Raw genomic sequence first — 17,046 nt, forward strand, 5'->3', positions numbered from 1 at the left:
GAAGTGTGATGAATATCTCACATTGCCTTTTATCAGGTAAATCGGCGTGCTAGCCGCTGAAAATGTGTGATAGAAAGTTCAAGCATCCCCTTCTGTTGATGATTACATATGGAAAAATATTTACTACCTGAACATATATTGCATTTTGGTTTGAATATTTATCAGTTTGGTCACGAGGCGTGTGTGCCCGCTCATACTTTCGGCCCCGCGGTACGCCAACATTATTTATTGCACTATGTTATGGCTGGCAAAGGGAGTTTACTTTCTGAACAGGGACGTTGGGATATTTCAGCCGGGGAAGCTTTTTTAATCTTCCCGCATCAGATAACCACCTATTCGGCCGATAAGAAAATACCCTGGGAGTATATGTGGCTAGAGGTAGATGGATTGGTAGCGCAGCGCACCTTTGAGCTTTGCGGGCTTAACCGAGAGACCCCCGTTTGGACGGCAGCATTACCACGAGGTCATCAGGAACTGGAGGAGGTATGGAAATTATTAATTGCTGAAGATGCCGATCGTCCGATCAAACTGGCTGGATTAACCTGTTTATTATTCGATGCATTAATTAGTGGCGGGAAAAACAGCGCTGTCTCCACCAGCAATGATAACAAGCAGCTGGATCATGCCATGGCCTTTATCGAACGCAACTATCAAAACCCCATCGGGGTCCGTGATATTGCGAACCATTGCCGGATTGACCGCAGTTATTTGAGTCGAATGTTTCAAAAATCGTTGGGGGTAGGACCTAAACAGTATTTATTGCGCACGCGTATGAACATGGCGAAAACTTTACTGCAAGATGCATCATTGCCCATCAAAGTGATTGCCTGTTCGGTGGGTTACAACGATCAACTCCATTTCTCGCGCGCTTTCAAACAACATTTTGATTTATCACCGTCTGAATGGCGAAAACGTTATCCGCCAAACAGCGTCTGTATAGAGCTTTAACATCATCGACGCCGCATTCAGGATTTTGCCATCAGCGATTTAACCGTGGAGATAAAGTGCGGCCACTGATGGAATCGCATAATCGGCATATGAGCCTGGCGTTGCGCCCTTAATGCATCGACAAATGCGCTGGCTTGCTGATTAATATCTTGATGATTCTGTTTCATGGGCTGCCCCTTTTGCAGAGAGTGTTAAGACGGAAAAAGCCGCCCCGTAAGGCGGCCTTTCCCGGCACTTCCCTGTGCAACCATCCGATACTTATTTGTACAATTCTGCGGTCATGTGCACGACATTGCCGTTGCTGGCTTCAATGATTTTGTATTGTTCATTCTGCTGATGAGCCTGAGCAGCAATTTTCGCTTCTGCTCCATCCAGAGTCAGAGAAGTTGCAGTCACTGTTTGTGCGAAGCTGGCAGCAGACATCAGAGAAAGAGCGGCAACAGCGGCGATTGACATAGCTTTGATAGTTTTCATGGTCATATTCCTTGGTTTGTTTGATGAGAAGGCTGTGTGCCTTCGATGGAAACAATAATAACTATGTAAACTATATCATTCTTAACTATTAGTGCGAAAACTATGATCGCACTAATAGTTAACTGAGCTAGGCCAACTCCAGCGATCTCATCACCTGGAGTACTTCCCGTTGATGCTCACTGGATAAAGCACGTAGCGGGCGCGGCAAGTTGTTTTCCTCCGCCAGCCCAAGCAGTGCCGCTGCGGCCGCTATCACGCGAATACTGCCGCCATGTTGACGGAACAGCGTCCAAAGCGGCTCCAGTCGCTGGGATTGCTCAACGACAGCAGCGAAATCGCCCGCCTGAGCGGCTCGTGTCAGCGCTAATGCTGTGTTGGGAAATAAGCCGCCAGATACGGAATACCAGACATCGCATCCCGCCATTAAACCGTTGCCGGCCGATGCATCACCACTGACACCAATGCTTATCTCTGCGGGGAGTTGCGCACGTAATGCGCTCACCCGCTGGGCTGCGGAATGCATGTCGGCAGGCACACCCGGTATTTTGATGGAAGCGATATTGGGAAGCGCGGCTATCCGTGCGTAAAGATCATTTGAGAACTCGGTGTGGGTCGTGCCGGGATTATCATAAACGCAGATGGGCAGCGAAACATTCCGCGCCACCTCGGCATAGAAGCCAAACACTTCTTCTTCAGTGAGCTTTTGGTAGGAAACAGCAGGTAATAATAAAGCGCTTACGCCTGCATGCTGCGCATCTTCCGCCAGTCGCAGCACCTCATTTGTGCTGGTTGCGCCAATGCTAACCATCACCGGAATGCCATCCGCATGCTGTACGGCCAGCGTCGCCACGCGCTTGCGCTGCTCGCGGGTGAAATAGGCGTAGCTACCGGTTGAACCCAGCACGCCCAGTGAATCGACTTTTGCCGTTGTTAGACGCGCGAGAAGCGAGAGAAAGGATTTTTCATCAATGCCTGTCGCATTGACCGGGGTCAGCGGAAAGGCACTAAGACCTGAAAACATAGCCAGCTCCTGTTAGATAACGTAAAAGCGCATCTTAACAACAGCTGACTATTTGTCATAGGACAAAGCCGTTAGCGTTTGTTCTTTCTTCTGAAACCTAACCAGAACAGCCCCAGCAACACGATGAACCCGGCAGCGGCCATGCCGATGCGCGACACCAGCATCAGCGGCGAAGCATCACCACCAGCACGCAGTGATTTCACTCGCTCCTCGCTGATCTGCACCTTGCTGTGCCCGATATCTTGCATCACATAGTTAGTCAGCGCAGCGATTTGGTGGTCGTTGAGTTGACCGGCAAAGCCAATCATCCCTTGCCCTTTTTCAGGCCAAACGCCTTGCAGTACTGCCATCGCCACATTGTCCGCATTGGGCTTATTCAACACCGGATGATTTTGTAATGCCGGCAGTCCATTCAGCCCCTCGCCTGTCAGGTTATGGCAGGATGCACAGTTATTGCGATAGATCTGTGCGCCTTCGCTTAATACCGCCTGCGGCGTATCGTCACCTCTTACCAGCGTCCAGCGATTGGCCTGCGCAGGTTCAGCAGTGGCGCTATCCTGTGGAAACAAATAAGTCGCAATAGCCTGGCGATCTTCTGCTGTCATACGCGAGAAGCTCTTATCGATCGCTTCCAGCATCGGACCGCCCGCCGTTGCGCCGTTGCTGGCGTGGCCAGTTGCAAGATACTGCGCCAACATTTCACGTGTCCAATGCGGTTTGCCCTGCAAGGCTGCCGCCGTGATATCAGGTGCAAACCAGGTACCGAGTGACGCACCCTGCAAGTTTTTGTCCTGCTGTTCCGCCATCAGGAAATTACGTGGTGTGTGGCACGTGCTGCAGTGGGTTAACCCCTGTACCAAATAGGCACCGCGATTCCATTCTTCTGACTGCTTCTCGTCCGGCTGGAAGGGCTTGCTGTCCATAAACAACAGATTCCAGGCTGCCATGCTGAAACGCAGATTGAAGGGGAACGGCAATGCCGTTTTCTCAGGCTGAATATCTACCGGCTGCACACCCTGCATAAAGTAGGCATACAATGCAGCGACATCCTCATCGGTGAGCTTCGCGTAAGCGGTATACGGCATCGCCGGATAAAGCTGACTGCCATCACCGCGAACCCCTTTACGCAACGCATCGGCAAACTGCTGCTCGCTGTATTGGCCGATCCCCGCCGCTTTAGAGGGGGTGATATTGGTACTGAAGATCGTGCCCAACGGGCTGGCAATCGCGTGGCCGCCACTGAAAGGGGCTTTACCCTCTTCGGTGTGACACGCGCCGCAGTCACCGGCAATCGCCAGATACTCCCCGCGCTTAATCAGTTGCTCATCCGCTGCATGCGATTGTGAAACAGCCAACGCCAACGTGCCTGCTGCAAGCAGGGCTTTCCAGTGCTTAGCCATGTTGCGTTTCCTGCAGGATTTTGTCGGCGGTACGAAGAGCCAACGCCATTGCCGTGAGCGTGACGTTACAGGTGCCCACCGTCGGCATCACACCCGTGCCAACCATAAACAGATTATGATGATCATGTGCACGCCCCCACGCATCGGTCACACTGGTCGCCGGGTCGAGGCCCATAGAGAGCGTGCCGGTGATGTGCTGACGATTAGAGAACTTGCCAGTTTTGCTGTGCTTAATGTTGGTTGCGCCGAGTTTGGCTGCAATCGCGTCATAGCATTCACGCGTTTTTTCGGTGCCTTTGGTGACATAGTCGTTCACGTCCCAATACAGCGATGGCGTGGGTAAACCCAGCTCGTCCTTGTTGCTGCTCAAGGTCACGCGGTTGTTCGGATCGGGTAACTGCTCAAGCGCATTTTTGATGCTAAGGCGACGCGCGGCGCGGAAGCGAATCGCTTCCTGCAACTTCTTGCCAAACAGTCCTTCCGCCAGCGCTTCTTTAGTCACTGAGGCAACCTGTGAAGCGTTAGAGATATCGATACGGAACGGTGAATGTTCGCTGCGGAAATCGCCGTCACGGAACTGACCAATCGAACAAGGACTCACCGGGCCACGTCCTGGCCAAATCTCTTCATCGACGTCAAACGTCACGCCTATCGCCGGGTGATCGCACAGGTTGCGACCCACATTATCGTGCGCGTTGGCGATACCGTTCGGGAATTTATCGCTGACAGACATCAGCAGCAGTTTTGGGGTTTCAATCGCGTTGGCGGCCAGTACAAAGGTTTCAGCCGTGACACGATGGCTGACTTTGTTCCAGTCATAGTAATTGGCTGCCACGATATTGCCCTTGGCATCGTGCTCCAGCTGATACACCACCGCTTCGGTGATCACTTTCACGCCGCTGTTTTCAGCCTGCTGTGCGGCAATCCCGCCGTGATACTGGGCGTCGATTGGGCAAAGCGGCATGCAGTTGTTATTGCCGCAGCAGGCCGGACGGCCATCGTAACTGTTGCTGTTGCGACCCGTGCTGTCATCGAGCACGGTGAAGTCGGGTGCCAGGCGTGCGGTCACGCGTTGCTGCAACCAGGACGCCGGCACGCGCTCCATCGGATAAGGTTTGCTGCGCGGCGAACCATTGTCCGGCGATCCGCCGACCCCCGCGATCACTTCCGCCTGATAGTAGTACTCTTCCAGGTCGTCATAGCCAATTGGCCAATCTTTGCCGACGCCATACTGGCTGTGCTGACGGAAGTCGTTGGGAACAAAGCGCCACAACTGCGCCGCCCAGTGCCAGCTGGTGCCACCAAACATTCGAATGTACTGCGCAGCAAACGGATGCGGCCCGGCCTGATGCAGGTAATCATTCGGTTCCGGTGTATAGCGCGGATGCGGTGCCTTGGGCGAGAACGGATACGGCGACATAAAGTCAGATTTGAAAGCCGATGCACGGAAACGCTCAACCAGCTGATCGCGTGCTACTTTCGGGCCGGACTCCAGTAACAGTACTGATTTACCTGCTTTTGCCAGACGGGTCGCCAGCAGCGAGCCGTTAACGCCCGCGCCGATAACAACCACATCGGCGGAATTATTGTTTTTCATAACGACATTACTCTTCTGAATCAGGGCTGTTGCGCCCAGCTACCACATTTGCCGTAGGAGAAACTCGGCGGCACTAATTTGTCATCCACCAGCAGATTGGCGAGCGTGTTCACGTAGGTGACATACAGCGCGTGATTGCCTTTGCCGACCACACCGTTGTACCAGCCGCCAAGTATCGCTTTTGCCAGCTTTTCGCTGTCCGCATCCGAGACAAACGCCAGGTGATCTTGCTGCAGCAGTTCTGGCTGGTTTTGCAGTAACGCCTTCAACTGTGCCAGCGCAGGGAGAAAACCTTTCTGCGTCTGACTCAGGGCCAAAAGCAGCGCACGCCCAACGGTGGCGTTCAGGGATTCTTGTTGCGTCAGCAGTTGTGAAACCTGCATAAAATCATCCAGCCCAGCCACGTTGGCCGGTGACTGGGCGGCGTTAAGGCGCGGCAACGGCAAAAGCTGGCCTGCGGCGCTGGCAATCGTCACCAGCCCGACCATCTTCAACACGCGGCGGCGTGAGTAGTGCTTCATAGTGTCTTCCAGTAAAAACGTCGCCTGCCATCACAGGCGACAGAATAAAATCGAATCTATTTTTTATGTCTGCGGCGCATCAGCCACCACATCAGCAGTGCAATCACCACCAAGGCACCGACGCCTACCCCGACCTGCGCCAGCATTACCAGGGGTGATGACGGTCCGCCACGACGGATTTCCGCCACCTGATCAGGTGAGACGGTTGCGTCAACATTGCCGTAGTGATGCAAGATCCAGTTCGACAGCGTGGCAACTTGCTGATCATCAAGCTGATTCAGTGCGTTCGGCTGCGAACCAAACGGCGGCATAAACACATCACCTTCGGCGGTATGACGCTGAACGCCGTAAAGAATGGTAGCAATCAGGTTAGACGGATTACGCTCTGCTGTAGCACTATTATGGAATAGGCTCGGATAAAACGCGTCTTTGGTTCCCTGGCCGCTGCTGCCGTGACACGACGCGCAATTGCCGGAGAACAGGCGAGCACCTTCATCGCTGGTGGGCGCGTTGAATGCATCACCACGGAACGCCACCAGATTTTGAGCCGCTTTACCCTGTTCGAAGCGCGAAGCGCCGCTCGCAGGTGCATCTTTATCCGTCACGCTGCCCATGTATTCGGCAATGGCGGCCAAATCGGCATCCGATAAGTGCTGGAAGCTGTGGGTAATCGCCTCCGCCATGCTACCAGCAGCCTGCGCTTTCCCCGCCAGACGACCGGTTTTCAGGTAAGTGATAAGATCCTGCTGTGACCACTGGCCAATCCCACTCACCGCGTTGGCGGTGATATTGGGCGCGAACCACGGGCCGACCTGCGCACCAGTAAAGGCATCACCCTCTTTCTCCTGCATCAGAAAACCGCGAGGGGTGTGGCAAGTGCTACAGTGCGCTGCGCCATCCACCAGATAGCGTCCGCGATTCCAGCTGTCAGAGTGTGACGCATCCGCTGTGTAACCCGGAGCTTTCAGGAACAGCGCGTTCCAGAACATCATCGAAAAACGCAGATTCAACGGGAACGGCAGATGGGTCTCTTCCGTCGTGTTATCCACCGGCTGCACGCCTGACATGAAGTAGGCGTACAGCGCATGCACATCTTCATCCGTTAAGGTGGCGTACGCGGTGTAAGGCATCGCCGGATAAAGATTGGCGCCATCGGCACGCACACCTTTACGCAACGCATCAGCAAATTGCTGCTCACTGTAGTTGCCAATCCCTGCGACCTTCGACGGCGTGATGTTGGTGGCGATGATTTCACCCACCGGTGATTCAATCGCTTTGCCACCGGCGAAGGGTTTACCGTGTTCAGCGGTATGACAGGCAGTACAATCTGAGGCTACCGCTAAATATTCGCCTTTTTTGACCAAGGCATCATCAGCGGCATGAGCGGCACCGCTCGCCAGTGCCAGAACCAGCGCAATCTGTTTTATTTTCAACATGATTACGCCTCCAGAGCCTGTTTAACGATGGCATCAGCGGCTTTAAAGGCGAGCGCCACCATCGTCAAGGTGCTGTTACCGCAGGCGGTACTTGCCATCGCCCCGCCGCCCGGCAGGAACAGATTGCGGTGATCGTGAGCGCGACACTCGTTGTCCACCACCGAATTAGCCGGGTCATTACCCATGATGGTGCCACCCATGATGTGCTTGCTCTGGTTGAATTGTTTCGAGAACTTCTTATCGATCGCGCCCATTGCTTCGGCAATCTTGTCAGCGATCGGTTTGGAGTAGTTCTGGTACGAACGGCGAACATAGTCGCCCACATTGTAGTGAATGGCCGGTTTCGGCAGACCAAGCCAATCCTTTTTATCGCTCAGCGTCAGGCGGTTATTGGCATCAGGCAGGATCTCATGCGCCAGCACGATATCGGCGGTGCAGGCGGTCATGCGGCGGATCTCTTCATCCAGTGCTTTACCCACCAGCCCTTTCTCCAGTGCGCCAAAAGTGACGAAGCGGTTGCGCGCAAAGTTGTTGAAGCGGAAGTAAGCACCCGCATGCTCAGAACGGAAATCGCCTTGCGAGGTTTCCATAATGCCGCTATTCACCACCGGTCCTACGCCCGCCCAATAAGGTTCATCCAGCGTTAAGGTCATGGTGATTTGTGGATGGTCCATCATGTTGCGGCCGACTTGATCGGAGCTATTCGCAATGCCGTTCGGGTTGCGCGAATCAGCAGACATCAGCAGCAATTTTGGTGTTTCCAGCCCGTTACACGCAATGATGAACAGCATGCCGCTGACACGATGGGTTTGCTTGTGCTGATCGTAGTAGTGCACCGCTTCGATTTTGTTGCCGGCATTGGTTTCAATACGCCACACCACCGCGTTATCAAGGATAGTGGCACCTTTGGCTTCGAGGCGGGAAAGTGCCGTCGCACCATCATACTTCGCGCCCACCGGACAAACCGGCACGCAGTTGTTATTGGCGCAGCATGCCGGGCGATCGTCATAGGACATGCCGCTGTTACGTGCCTGCGCGGTAGGGATGTTGTGCAACCCCAGCTTCTCGCGCACCACTTCGGTAAAGCGTGCTTCACCCGGTCCAAACGGCAGCGCGGGCATCGGATAAGGTTTCGAACGCAGTGGAGGCCATTGCAGTGCCGGATCGTCCGGTCCACAAATGCCGAGTTTATATTCAGCACGGGCGTAATAAGGTTCCAGCGTCTCATAATCAAACGCCCAGTCACGGCCAACGCCGTAGCGAGAATGCAATTGCATATCCGCAGGCGTTAAGCGCCAACATGTGCCCGCCCAGTGCCAGGTCGACCCGCCCGCATAGCGCACATAGCTTTGCGCATAAGAGTCTTCGCCGCTTAATTGCAGATACCCTTTGCCCGCCCCTGCCGGTTCCGGATGCGGAGCCCAATCGCGTGACGGGTAGCACTCAATCGGGTTGCCTTTGGCCGCCAGGGGTAGATTGCGATAATTTTCAACGATTTCGGCACGCGAAACGCGCGGGCCGGCTTCCAGCATCAATACCGGAATGCCGGCATCAAGCAGTTGCTCAGCGATCACCACACCGACCACGCCGGTGCCAACGATCACCACGGGTGACTGAGAAGGAGCTGCCATATTTTATCTTCTTTTATTGGTCAGAATTGCGGTACGGGAAGAACCGGTGTGTTGGTGCGCTGCCAGTTATTTGGCCCACTGATGCCGTAAGACGGAATCGTGATGGTGTCCATCGTGGTGTGCCAGGTCAGCGCCTGTTCATAAGCGAACGCTTTTGCCGAACGCTTGGGTTCGAGGCAGCCGGTGTACCAGCCAAAGATGATCTTGTGCGCCAACGCCTGCAATTCGCCTTGCGGAATTGCCGGGAAGAAATCTTCAACGATCTGCGCCTTGTTAGCTTTAGCAATCGCCAGCAAATGATTGAGATTTGCCATCAAATCGGGCTGTTCAAGTTCTAACAACGCCAGCATGCGCTGCCCCACCGCATCATCTAACTTATGGTTGACCAGAAGACGAGATATCTGCATGAAAGGAATGAAGTTTTTCGACGAGTCTGCAAACGCCAGGCGCGGAAGCGCCGAGGTGATCAGGCCGCCAGCCACGATCACGACGCCGGAAAGTAACACTCTCCGACGTGACAACTGGACCTCACCAAGTGGCAGGTCTTGCGAAGTACTCATGGTGTATCCCTGGTTAGTGACACGCTCAAAATCCCCCGCAAAACGGAGGAAAAAATATCTAATTGATTGATATAACGTAAAACACCCGCCGATTAACAATCACGCAACGCAACGTTAATCAGATACCTTAGAAACGCACGGGTTTTTAATATAATAAATAGATCCTAAACAAAATCCATACGTAATGATGTTTTCGAATCAAAAATGAGTGGGATTGGGCAGGAAAAATGGTGATGTAATCATTTTGAGTGATGTAAGTCGCAGTAAATCTTTAACAAAATGCGATTGAGACCGGATTGGAGTGTAAGAGCGAACTTAAAAAAACCGCCATCTCTATGAGACAGCGGCCTTAATTTAATACAAACCTACTGACTCAGCGTTGCGTTCAGCGCATCAATGGAAGTCTGCAGACCAGCCTCCACGCTCATGGTGAGATCTTCCATCTCCAGCGACACATCACCGTTGTAGCCCGTCATGCGCAGCACAGAAAAGAACTCTTTCCACCACTTCAGATCCTGACCGCAACCGACAGCAACGTAGTTCCAGGTCCGGGTTTTCGTGTTCGTCACCGGTTGATATTCCATCAAACCGTCAACATCGGCCAAACCACGCTCAATGCGCGCGTCCTTGCCGTGGACGTGGAAAACTGCCCCTTCCAGCCTACGTGCAGCAGCAATCGGGTCCGCACCCATCGCAATCAGGTGCGAAGGATCGAGGTTCATGCCGATCATGTCACCCACCTCGTGACGCAGGCGCAGCAATGTCGAGGGGTTGTACACCAATTGGCATGGGAACTCTTCAATCGCGATTTGTTCGACGCCATGCTGTTTAGCGTGCTGGACAAATTTCTTCCACCACGGAATGGCCACCTCATGCCACTGATAATCGATCACACCCGGCATATAATCTGGCCATGAGATGGTAGAGGTAATCCAGTTCGGCACGCGATCTTCTGGCCCCCCACCTGGCAGGCCACTCATCATCACGATCTTTTTCACGCCCAACTTGCCTGCCAACTCAACCGCGCGATAGCTACTTTTCGTGTGTGTCTCACCCAATTCACCCGGTGCTAACGGGTTCCCCGAGCAGTTGAGCGCCACGATGCGCATTTCACGTTCAGCCAGCTCTTGCTTGAACTTCTCCAGTTTTTCTGGCGAGGCCAGAAGTTCCTCTGTTTTCACGTGCGGGCAGGGTGACCATCCACCCGCCGTCATTTCTACGCCCTCAATACCGTAGCTTTTAACTTTATCCAGCATCGCCGCGAAAGGTAAATCCGCCAGAACGTCAGTACATAATGCAAGCTTCATTGTTTAATCCTTCATCTGGTGCGTAAATCACGCTTTCTCAAATTGTTCGATAAATTCTTGTTTGGTTTTTGCATTGGCTAATAACGTGGTTTTCACTTCATCGCCGAGCAAATTGGCAATATCAGCTAACAGTGGAATATGTTCATTTTCAGTTGCCGCAACAGCAACGACGACAAACACCACCTTTCCAGCGCCCCAACTCACACCATTTGGAAATTGAAAAACCTGATACCCGGTTTTAATCACCTGGTCGAGGTTCTCTTTCGCACAATGAGGGAAAGCAATACCCGCCGCAATATAGGTAGAAACGCTTTTTTCACGCGCTAACATGCCATTGATAAAGCCAGGTTTTACATAACCGGACTGCTCTAACGCCTTTGCCGCTATCTCAATGGCTTGGTTTTTATTCGCTGCCCGACATTGCAAATGCAGCGCATCTTCCGTCAGTTTCAACATCGTCATTCCTCACTTTTCGCGAGAAGTTAGGTTATTAGCGATAAAGCGCGGGCTGCTCTGGAATCACCACGTCATGTTTCTCGCCATCTTTCAGCGAGGCCAGACCGGCATCACAGACCAGCGCGACGACGTAGCCATCCCAGGAGGAAGGGCCGCTCATTTCGCGACCATCACGCACGCTGTCAACAAAATGCTGAACTTCGCGATCGTAAGCCGTTGCAAAACGTTCCATGCAAGATTGCGCAATGTGTTGTGCATTGCCGTTCAGTGAGCGGGTACTGATGAACTGTTGCTCCGTCAAGGCGGCAATGGCATTTTCACCAATCACTTCACAGCGGATGTCGTAGCCGTAGTGGCAGTTCACAAACAGTTCATCGTCAATACGAACACCGGATTCGGTTTCGAAGATCACAATCAGCGGATCCTGCAAGTGCGGCAATGCGCGGCGGGTTTTCTTACGCGGCTTGTCTACACGCACAGACGTGATGTTTTCGTTCAGCAAATAGCGAATGATGTCGATTTCGTGAGTGGCGGAGTCGTTAACCGCCATCTCGAGCGTGTAGCTCTCTGGTACTGACGGGTTGCGGTGAGCACAGTGAATCAACATGATGTCGCCCAACGCGCCCCCCTCGATCGACTGCTTCAGCGCCTGATAACCCGGGTCAAAACGACGCATAAAGCCCAATTGTAAAAGGCGCTTACCCGCTTTGACCTCTGCATCAATAATTTCTTTCGATTCATCAGCCGTTGGTGTCAGCGGTTTTTCGCAGAATACGGGCTTGCCCGCATTAAAGGCCGCCAAAATTTGCGCTTTGTGTACCGGACCAATAGAGCAGATAAAGACTGCATCGACCAATTCGGAATTGATCATCTCTTCTGCATCATAAAACGCGGTGGCACCAAATTCGTTCGCCACGGCATCGGCTGTTGTGTGGTTAATATCGCAAACAGCAGTGACTTGCGCGCCGGAAATAACATGGTGGAAACGTTTCAGATGGTCCCGGCCGATCATGCCCAGACCAATTAAGCCGATTTTGACTGTCATTTATTCATCCTCAGGTTAAAAACGAAATTTCTTTTCAATCTGTTCCAGAGTCAGGCCACGCGTTTCTGGTAAATATTTCACCAGCAGAATAAGCATGATGACGTTGGTCGCGCCGAAGAAACCGAAAGTCATGCCGCCACCGTAATGGCTAAGCAAATAAGGGAAGATGGATTGGATCATAAAGTCGAAGATCCACAGGCCAAATACCGCAAAGCCCATGCCGACACCACGCATTCTTAATGGATAGATTTCCGCTAACATCAGCCAGAATACCGGCGCAATCCAACCCTGCATAAACACCAGGAATACCAACATCAAGCCAAGAATGACATAAGGTGCGTTGGCGAAATTGGCATGCAGCGTATCCACTCCGTTGACGGTTTCAGTGTGGAAGAAGAATTTAAACGCCAGGCCAATCAACACCAGGCTAACGGTTACCCCAGCCTGACCGGTGAAAAACATTTTTCGGCGTGAATGCTTGCCAATCAACGCCATGCCCAGCAGCGTCGCCAATACGGAGATAATGCCGTTCGCCACCGCACCGGTAACCGCTGCCGCATCACCGAGCCCGGTTGCTTTCAGGACGGTTGGCGCGTAGTACATGATGGTGTTGACTCCAGTCACTCGAGTGGCCAGCACAATCATTAAACCAATCAAAACCAGTTGAATCACCCAGCGATTTTTTAGCTCAGCGAACAGATTAAACTTCACCTGATCAGCCTTAACGATCTGCTGAATCTCTTTCACTTCGCGGTCTACTTCCTCCGGAAGACGCAATGTTTTCAGCACCTTCACGGCCTTATCCGTTTCGCCACGGCGAATAAAGAAGCGTGGTGATTCAGGCATCATTAACATCCCGAACCACAAAAGCGCACCCGGCAGTGCGGGAATCGCCAGCATAATGCGCCAGTTGTGCTGCATCTCTGGATACAGGTTTACAATCGCAGCGTTAACGGAATACGCCAGGAATTGCCCGGTCACGATCATTAATTCGTTGACCGTCACCAATCGTTCACGCTGATCTGCCCGCGCTAATTCGGAAATATAAATAGGTACTGTCACGGAGGCACAGCCCACCGCTAAGCCCAGAATAAAGCGGGCCACAATCATTGAGGGCACATCCCAGGCGAATGCAGTGCCTAAAGCGCCAAACATAAAGATAGCTGCAACCCATAGCAGGTTTTTACGCCTCCCCTGTTTATCCGATAAATATCCGCCAAATAATGATCCAAGTGCCGCACCGAATAACAGGAATGAGGTAATAAAACCTTCCTGCGCAGGTGTCAGATTCAGGTCATACTTCATGAATATCAGCGCACCGGAAATAACACCGGTATCGTAACCAAAGCATAAACCACCAATCGTTGAAACAATGGTGATTAACCGCATGCGCTGAGGATTTTGCAGGTTCGTTTTATTATACATAGCTGTTCCATCTGGTTGTAAGGTAAAACCGTTGCAAGCCGTATTTTTGGTCAGTCGTCGCTGAGGAATTTTACGCAGCCTGAATCAGAACATTTATTTAATGCACAACATCATTATTGTTATTTTCCTGGCAACGCTGAACACGCTGCCAGTCCCCTTCTCGTTACAACAACGTTATATCAAAGTGAATTCCAAACACCAGTTGCTCTCGCCCACACGATTTAACAGCGTGCGAAAGATCATATATTCCTCACAAAAAGCACGAAAACCAGTGATTAAAGTCACATTGCAAATATTGTGCGTTGACATAGCAAGAATGAAGACAGATTAAAAAAGCCATATTTTCACATTTTTGTTAAAATATTTCTTAGCGACTATGGCACGCATTTAATGGCGCTTATCGCCTGTGGTTTCGTCAATTTTGTATTTCTACCTGTTCGTATACAGCAATTTTGATGATATTTTCACTTTAGCCCTCAACTTATCCCTATTGATTGCAAGTTCATGCCGCTCAACACAACATCATGCTTTCCTGGTATTTAATGTGTGGGTATATTTTGATCAAAATAAAAGTGTGACGACGATCAAATTTATATTTTAGCCAATGTTTAAAAAACAAAAATCAACACCTGGCACTCTCCTAAAATCATCAACGCCTTACCTGTCAATGGATTAAATATCAGTAAAAAGCAAAAATGATGATTACGAGGCTGAAAACTAATGCAAGAATAGCGCTATACCAACAGGAGCTACCATGATTACCTTTTGCATAAATGAACATCCCTCCGCCCGTGGCTTCGACAACAGTTTGCGTCCGCGCCTGGCGTTTATGTGCAAAGCAGAAGGTAAAGAAGAGGCCATTCCTCGCGTCATGCACAAGCATGATGACCGCTTTGAAGTGATGTTCATACGCTCAGGCAGTGGCATCTACAACATCGATGGCCGAGGCTATAACGTCAAGCAAGGCGATATCATGTTGTTTAACGCGAATGTGCTTCATGACGAAAGCCCTGATGCGTCAGACGATTTATTGATCTTCAGTTGCGGCGTCGAACAACTTAAGGTTGATGGCTTGCCTCTCAATATTCTCACCACGCGCGCCCAACCTGCCGTGATGCCCAGCGGTGAGTTTTATGATGAAATTTGCCAGTTGTTTGATCAGATGTGGGCGCACGTTAACAGCAAACGGCTCTTTAGTGCCGAAATCGGCGATAACTTACTGAGCGTGCTGTTATTACTGTGCCGCAATATCTGGATTGAAAACAAACAAGAGCAGGAGAGCAATAACACCCTACTGGGACAACGCATCAAAGATTACATTGATAATCACTATAAAGAAGATATCGCTCTGAGTTCGATCACCGCTGCATTGAATATGAATCAATTTTATCTGGCGCACGTATTTAAAGATTATTCAGGTTATTCACCCAAACAATATCAGACACGTCGCCGAATTGGCGAGGCGCAAAATTTGCTATTGAGCACCAATCTGGGTGTCACTGAGGTGGCTAACGCCGTGGGTTACGATAACGTCAATAACTTCCATCGCATCTTTCATAATCTTGTCGGCATTCCACCTGCACGCTATAAAAAATTCTGGCTGACCGGGCAACTCAATCGTTAATTTTTCGTTCTTCCAAAAGCAAAATGCCCTCTTTCGAGGGCATCTTTTCATAGCGCAATCTTATTTCAGTGTAATACGCGCAATACCATCGGTGCCTTTAGTTGAAGAGTCTTTATTGAACTCGGCCTTCAAGGTCACATACAGGGTATTGTTATCCGGTCCAATCAGCAGGCTGTTGGGATTCTGTTCGAATGACCAACTGTTCTTCACTGCGTAAGTGGTGGCATCCAACTGCAGTACTCTCTTCGATTCGCGCTGGCTGATGAAGATCTCATTGCGCTTCGCATCGAATTTAATACCCAGAGAATCACCCTCGATACGCTTGATCACTTTACCGGTGCGCTCGTCAAAGACCAATGTGGCTTTGCCTTTAGAATCGTCAGTCACAAACAGGCGGCCAGTGGATGGATCTTCTGCCATGTTCAGGAACAGATACTCTTTACCGTCACCGGCTGTCCAGCGCTTCTCGATTCTGTGGGTGCGCGGATTAATCACCAGGATCTCGCCAGAGCCGTTGGCCGCATAAATACGTTCAGTAACTGGAGAGTAAATAATGCCCGTTACCCATTTGCCCGCATTTTTAATCTCGGTTTTCAGTTTGAAGGTCTTAGTATCGACCACGGAGATATAACCTGGATCGGCCACTCGACCGACATACAACTCATTGCCATGCCACAGCACTTCACGCGCACCCGCTGGGTAGCCTTCTTTGCTGATTTTGCCCGGGAACACTAAACGCTGCAGCACTTTACCGCTTTGCGCGTCCACTTTGGAAATAGCGCCATCCAGTGAGTTGGTGGTGTAGAACACGCTGCCCTGCTCATCGATCGCCGTACCAAAGTTTTTCAGATCGGTGTGTGTCTCACCCTTGGTCTCAAGCGTCACAGGATCAAGACGATAGATCATACCGCCGTTAACATCTTTGAATGCCTGTGCGCTGGCGACAAACAGTGCTTTCGATGCTGGAGAGTAGGCCATTTCGTACAGGCCATCGCCCAGGTCGCGTTTCAACACTGCGGTATCAACCGGTTTTACAGTCTCAGCGGCTGGTGCCTCGGCTTTTTTGGCAGGTGCCTGGCAAGCCGTCAGGCTAAATGCTGCGGCGATCGCCATAGCAACAGTGGCTTTACGCGGGCTAAACAACGATTTCATGCTGAACTCCATCAATGGATGAACGGCTCCGACCACATTGTAGCGGGCGGAAAATATAAGAAGAATGAGAATCATACGCATTAACGTAAAGTAATCAAATATTCGCGTAGGTTTATGTGCTCATTCCATCGACTTAATGAAATGAGCGTTCAGCCAAATCGGGCGCTGTGTAGGGCTAAAACGAGTAAAATCTTGCCTGATAAATGTGAAAACGTCCGCAACTAGCGGGTTATAAATCCATCCAGTTAACTGAATTTCCTCGAATTTACATATTATTACACTTCAGATTGAATCCTTGCGAGATTCTATAAAGCAAATGATTATCATTGGCGTTCGTAATTAGATAGTGCATTCGTTTGTTCTGCCCTTTTGGGTAGCACGACGCAACCACCAGCATAACAACCGAAGCGTAATGGCTTCTTATAACCATCATTTACCACGGAAACGAT

16 protein-coding genes are annotated in these 17,046 nt (G+C 51.2%); 2 read left to right on the top strand and 14 right to left on the bottom strand.

Annotated features, from left to right (window positions below):
* Positions 1-108: 108 nt before the first annotated feature.
* On the top strand, positions 109-948 hold the full coding sequence (locus AC6I8L_RS22980; RefSeq protein ID WP_058960986.1) for an AraC family transcriptional regulator: 840 nt from the start codon (positions 109-111) through the stop codon (positions 946-948).
* 17 nt (positions 949-965) lie between these two features.
* Here AC6I8L_RS22980 and AC6I8L_RS22985 read toward each other — a convergent pair whose 3' ends face one another.
* The 13 genes from AC6I8L_RS22985 to AC6I8L_RS23045 form a co-directional block, all read right to left on the bottom strand.
* Positions 966-1,115 carry a hypothetical protein gene (locus AC6I8L_RS22985; RefSeq protein WP_167347122.1) on the bottom strand — a complete coding sequence of 50 codons (150 nt, stop codon included), beginning with the start codon at positions 1,113-1,115 and terminating at the stop codon, positions 966-968.
* A 91-nt stretch (positions 1,116-1,206) separates the two neighbouring features.
* Positions 1,207-1,422 (bottom strand): YdgH/BhsA/McbA-like domain containing protein, encoded by a 216-nt coding sequence (locus AC6I8L_RS22990; protein ID WP_058960987.1) that lies wholly within the window; start codon positions 1,420-1,422, stop codon positions 1,207-1,209.
* 127 nt (positions 1,423-1,549) lie between these two features.
* Complete coding sequence (locus AC6I8L_RS22995) at positions 1,550-2,443, bottom strand: dihydrodipicolinate synthase family protein (RefSeq protein ID WP_058960988.1); 894 nt, start codon at positions 2,441-2,443, stop codon at positions 1,550-1,552.
* A gap of 71 nt (positions 2,444-2,514) precedes the next feature.
* On the bottom strand, positions 2,515-3,843 hold the full coding sequence (locus AC6I8L_RS23000; RefSeq protein ID WP_058960989.1) for a cytochrome c: 1,329 nt from the start codon (positions 3,841-3,843) through the stop codon (positions 2,515-2,517).
* The gene (locus AC6I8L_RS23005) at positions 3,836-5,440 is read right to left on the bottom strand and encodes a GMC family oxidoreductase (protein ID WP_058960990.1); all 1,605 of its coding nucleotides are present in this window, start codon (positions 5,438-5,440) and stop codon (positions 3,836-3,838) included. Before AC6I8L_RS23005 ends, AC6I8L_RS23000 begins: the two co-directional genes overlap by 8 nt.
* Positions 5,441-5,460: 20 nt before the next feature.
* Positions 5,461-5,961, bottom strand: a complete 501-nt coding sequence (locus AC6I8L_RS23010) for a sugar dehydrogenase complex small subunit (protein WP_058960991.1) — start codon at positions 5,959-5,961, stop codon at positions 5,461-5,463.
* 56 nt (positions 5,962-6,017) lie between these two features.
* The gene (locus tag AC6I8L_RS23015; protein ID WP_058960992.1) at positions 6,018-7,397 is read right to left on the bottom strand and encodes a c-type cytochrome; all 1,380 of its coding nucleotides are present in this window, start codon (positions 7,395-7,397) and stop codon (positions 6,018-6,020) included.
* 2 nt (positions 7,398-7,399) lie between these two features.
* Positions 7,400-9,028, bottom strand: coding sequence for a GMC family oxidoreductase (locus AC6I8L_RS23020; RefSeq protein ID WP_058960993.1), 1,629 nt, complete (start codon positions 9,026-9,028; stop codon positions 7,400-7,402).
* Between the two features lie 20 nt (positions 9,029-9,048).
* The gene (locus AC6I8L_RS23025) at positions 9,049-9,588 is read right to left on the bottom strand and encodes a sugar dehydrogenase complex small subunit (protein WP_058960994.1); all 540 of its coding nucleotides are present in this window, start codon (positions 9,586-9,588) and stop codon (positions 9,049-9,051) included.
* Between the two features lie 365 nt (positions 9,589-9,953).
* A complete protein-coding gene (locus AC6I8L_RS23030; RefSeq protein ID WP_058960995.1) occupies positions 9,954-10,895 on the bottom strand; it encodes a sugar phosphate isomerase/epimerase family protein in 942 nt (313 codons plus the stop codon).
* A 27-nt stretch (positions 10,896-10,922) separates the two neighbouring features.
* Positions 10,923-11,351: a PTS mannitol transporter subunit IIA gene (locus AC6I8L_RS23035; RefSeq protein ID WP_058960996.1), complete on the bottom strand. Its 429-nt coding sequence runs from the start codon at positions 11,349-11,351 to the stop codon at positions 10,923-10,925.
* Between the two features lie 34 nt (positions 11,352-11,385).
* Positions 11,386-12,396: a Gfo/Idh/MocA family protein gene (locus tag AC6I8L_RS23040; RefSeq protein WP_034829912.1), complete on the bottom strand. Its 1,011-nt coding sequence runs from the start codon at positions 12,394-12,396 to the stop codon at positions 11,386-11,388.
* 15 nt (positions 12,397-12,411) lie between these two features.
* On the bottom strand, positions 12,412-13,821 hold the full coding sequence (locus AC6I8L_RS23045; protein WP_045816579.1) for a sugar porter family MFS transporter: 1,410 nt from the start codon (positions 13,819-13,821) through the stop codon (positions 12,412-12,414).
* Positions 13,822-14,575: 754 nt separating this feature from the next.
* Between AC6I8L_RS23045 and AC6I8L_RS23050 the strand changes: the two genes are divergently transcribed.
* Positions 14,576-15,445: an AraC family transcriptional regulator gene (locus AC6I8L_RS23050; RefSeq protein WP_058960998.1), complete on the top strand. Its 870-nt coding sequence runs from the start codon at positions 14,576-14,578 to the stop codon at positions 15,443-15,445.
* Positions 15,446-15,505: 60 nt separating this feature from the next.
* Here AC6I8L_RS23050 and AC6I8L_RS23055 read toward each other — a convergent pair whose 3' ends face one another.
* Positions 15,506-16,597 carry a YncE family protein gene (locus AC6I8L_RS23055; RefSeq protein WP_058960999.1) on the bottom strand — a complete coding sequence of 364 codons (1,092 nt, stop codon included), beginning with the start codon at positions 16,595-16,597 and terminating at the stop codon, positions 15,506-15,508.
* Positions 16,598-17,046 lie beyond the last annotated feature (449 nt).

This window comes from Type-E symbiont of Plautia stali, assembly GCF_059731115.1.

Excerpts from the sequence above, each read along its gene's own strand:
- AC6I8L_RS22980 (WP_058960986.1), top strand. The coding sequence starts at position 109 with ATGGAAAAATATTTACTACCTGAACATATATTGCATTTTGGTTTGAAT.
- AC6I8L_RS22985 (WP_167347122.1), bottom strand. The coding sequence starts at position 1,115 with ATGAAACAGAATCATCAAGATATTAATCAGCAAGCCAGCGCATTTGTC.
- AC6I8L_RS22990 (WP_058960987.1), bottom strand. The coding sequence starts at position 1,422 with ATGAAAACTATCAAAGCTATGTCAATCGCCGCTGTTGCCGCTCTTTCT.
- AC6I8L_RS22995 (WP_058960988.1), bottom strand. The coding sequence starts at position 2,443 with ATGTTTTCAGGTCTTAGTGCCTTTCCGCTGACCCCGGTCAATGCGACA.
- AC6I8L_RS23000 (WP_058960989.1), bottom strand. The coding sequence starts at position 3,843 with ATGGCTAAGCACTGGAAAGCCCTGCTTGCAGCAGGCACGTTGGCGTTG.
- AC6I8L_RS23005 (WP_058960990.1), bottom strand. The coding sequence starts at position 5,440 with ATGAAAAACAATAATTCCGCCGATGTGGTTGTTATCGGCGCGGGCGTT.
- AC6I8L_RS23010 (WP_058960991.1), bottom strand. The coding sequence starts at position 5,961 with ATGAAGCACTACTCACGCCGCCGCGTGTTGAAGATGGTCGGGCTGGTG.
- AC6I8L_RS23015 (WP_058960992.1), bottom strand. The coding sequence starts at position 7,397 with ATGTTGAAAATAAAACAGATTGCGCTGGTTCTGGCACTGGCGAGCGGT.
- AC6I8L_RS23020 (WP_058960993.1), bottom strand. The coding sequence starts at position 9,028 with ATGGCAGCTCCTTCTCAGTCACCCGTGGTGATCGTTGGCACCGGCGTG.
- AC6I8L_RS23025 (WP_058960994.1), bottom strand. The coding sequence starts at position 9,588 with ATGAGTACTTCGCAAGACCTGCCACTTGGTGAGGTCCAGTTGTCACGT.
- AC6I8L_RS23030 (WP_058960995.1), bottom strand. The coding sequence starts at position 10,895 with ATGAAGCTTGCATTATGTACTGACGTTCTGGCGGATTTACCTTTCGCG.
- AC6I8L_RS23035 (WP_058960996.1), bottom strand. The coding sequence starts at position 11,351 with ATGTTGAAACTGACGGAAGATGCGCTGCATTTGCAATGTCGGGCAGCG.
- AC6I8L_RS23040 (WP_034829912.1), bottom strand. The coding sequence starts at position 12,396 with ATGACAGTCAAAATCGGCTTAATTGGTCTGGGCATGATCGGCCGGGAC.
- AC6I8L_RS23045 (WP_045816579.1), bottom strand. The coding sequence starts at position 13,821 with ATGTATAATAAAACGAACCTGCAAAATCCTCAGCGCATGCGGTTAATC.
- AC6I8L_RS23050 (WP_058960998.1), top strand. The coding sequence starts at position 14,576 with ATGATTACCTTTTGCATAAATGAACATCCCTCCGCCCGTGGCTTCGAC.
- AC6I8L_RS23055 (WP_058960999.1), bottom strand. The coding sequence starts at position 16,597 with ATGAAATCGTTGTTTAGCCCGCGTAAAGCCACTGTTGCTATGGCGATC.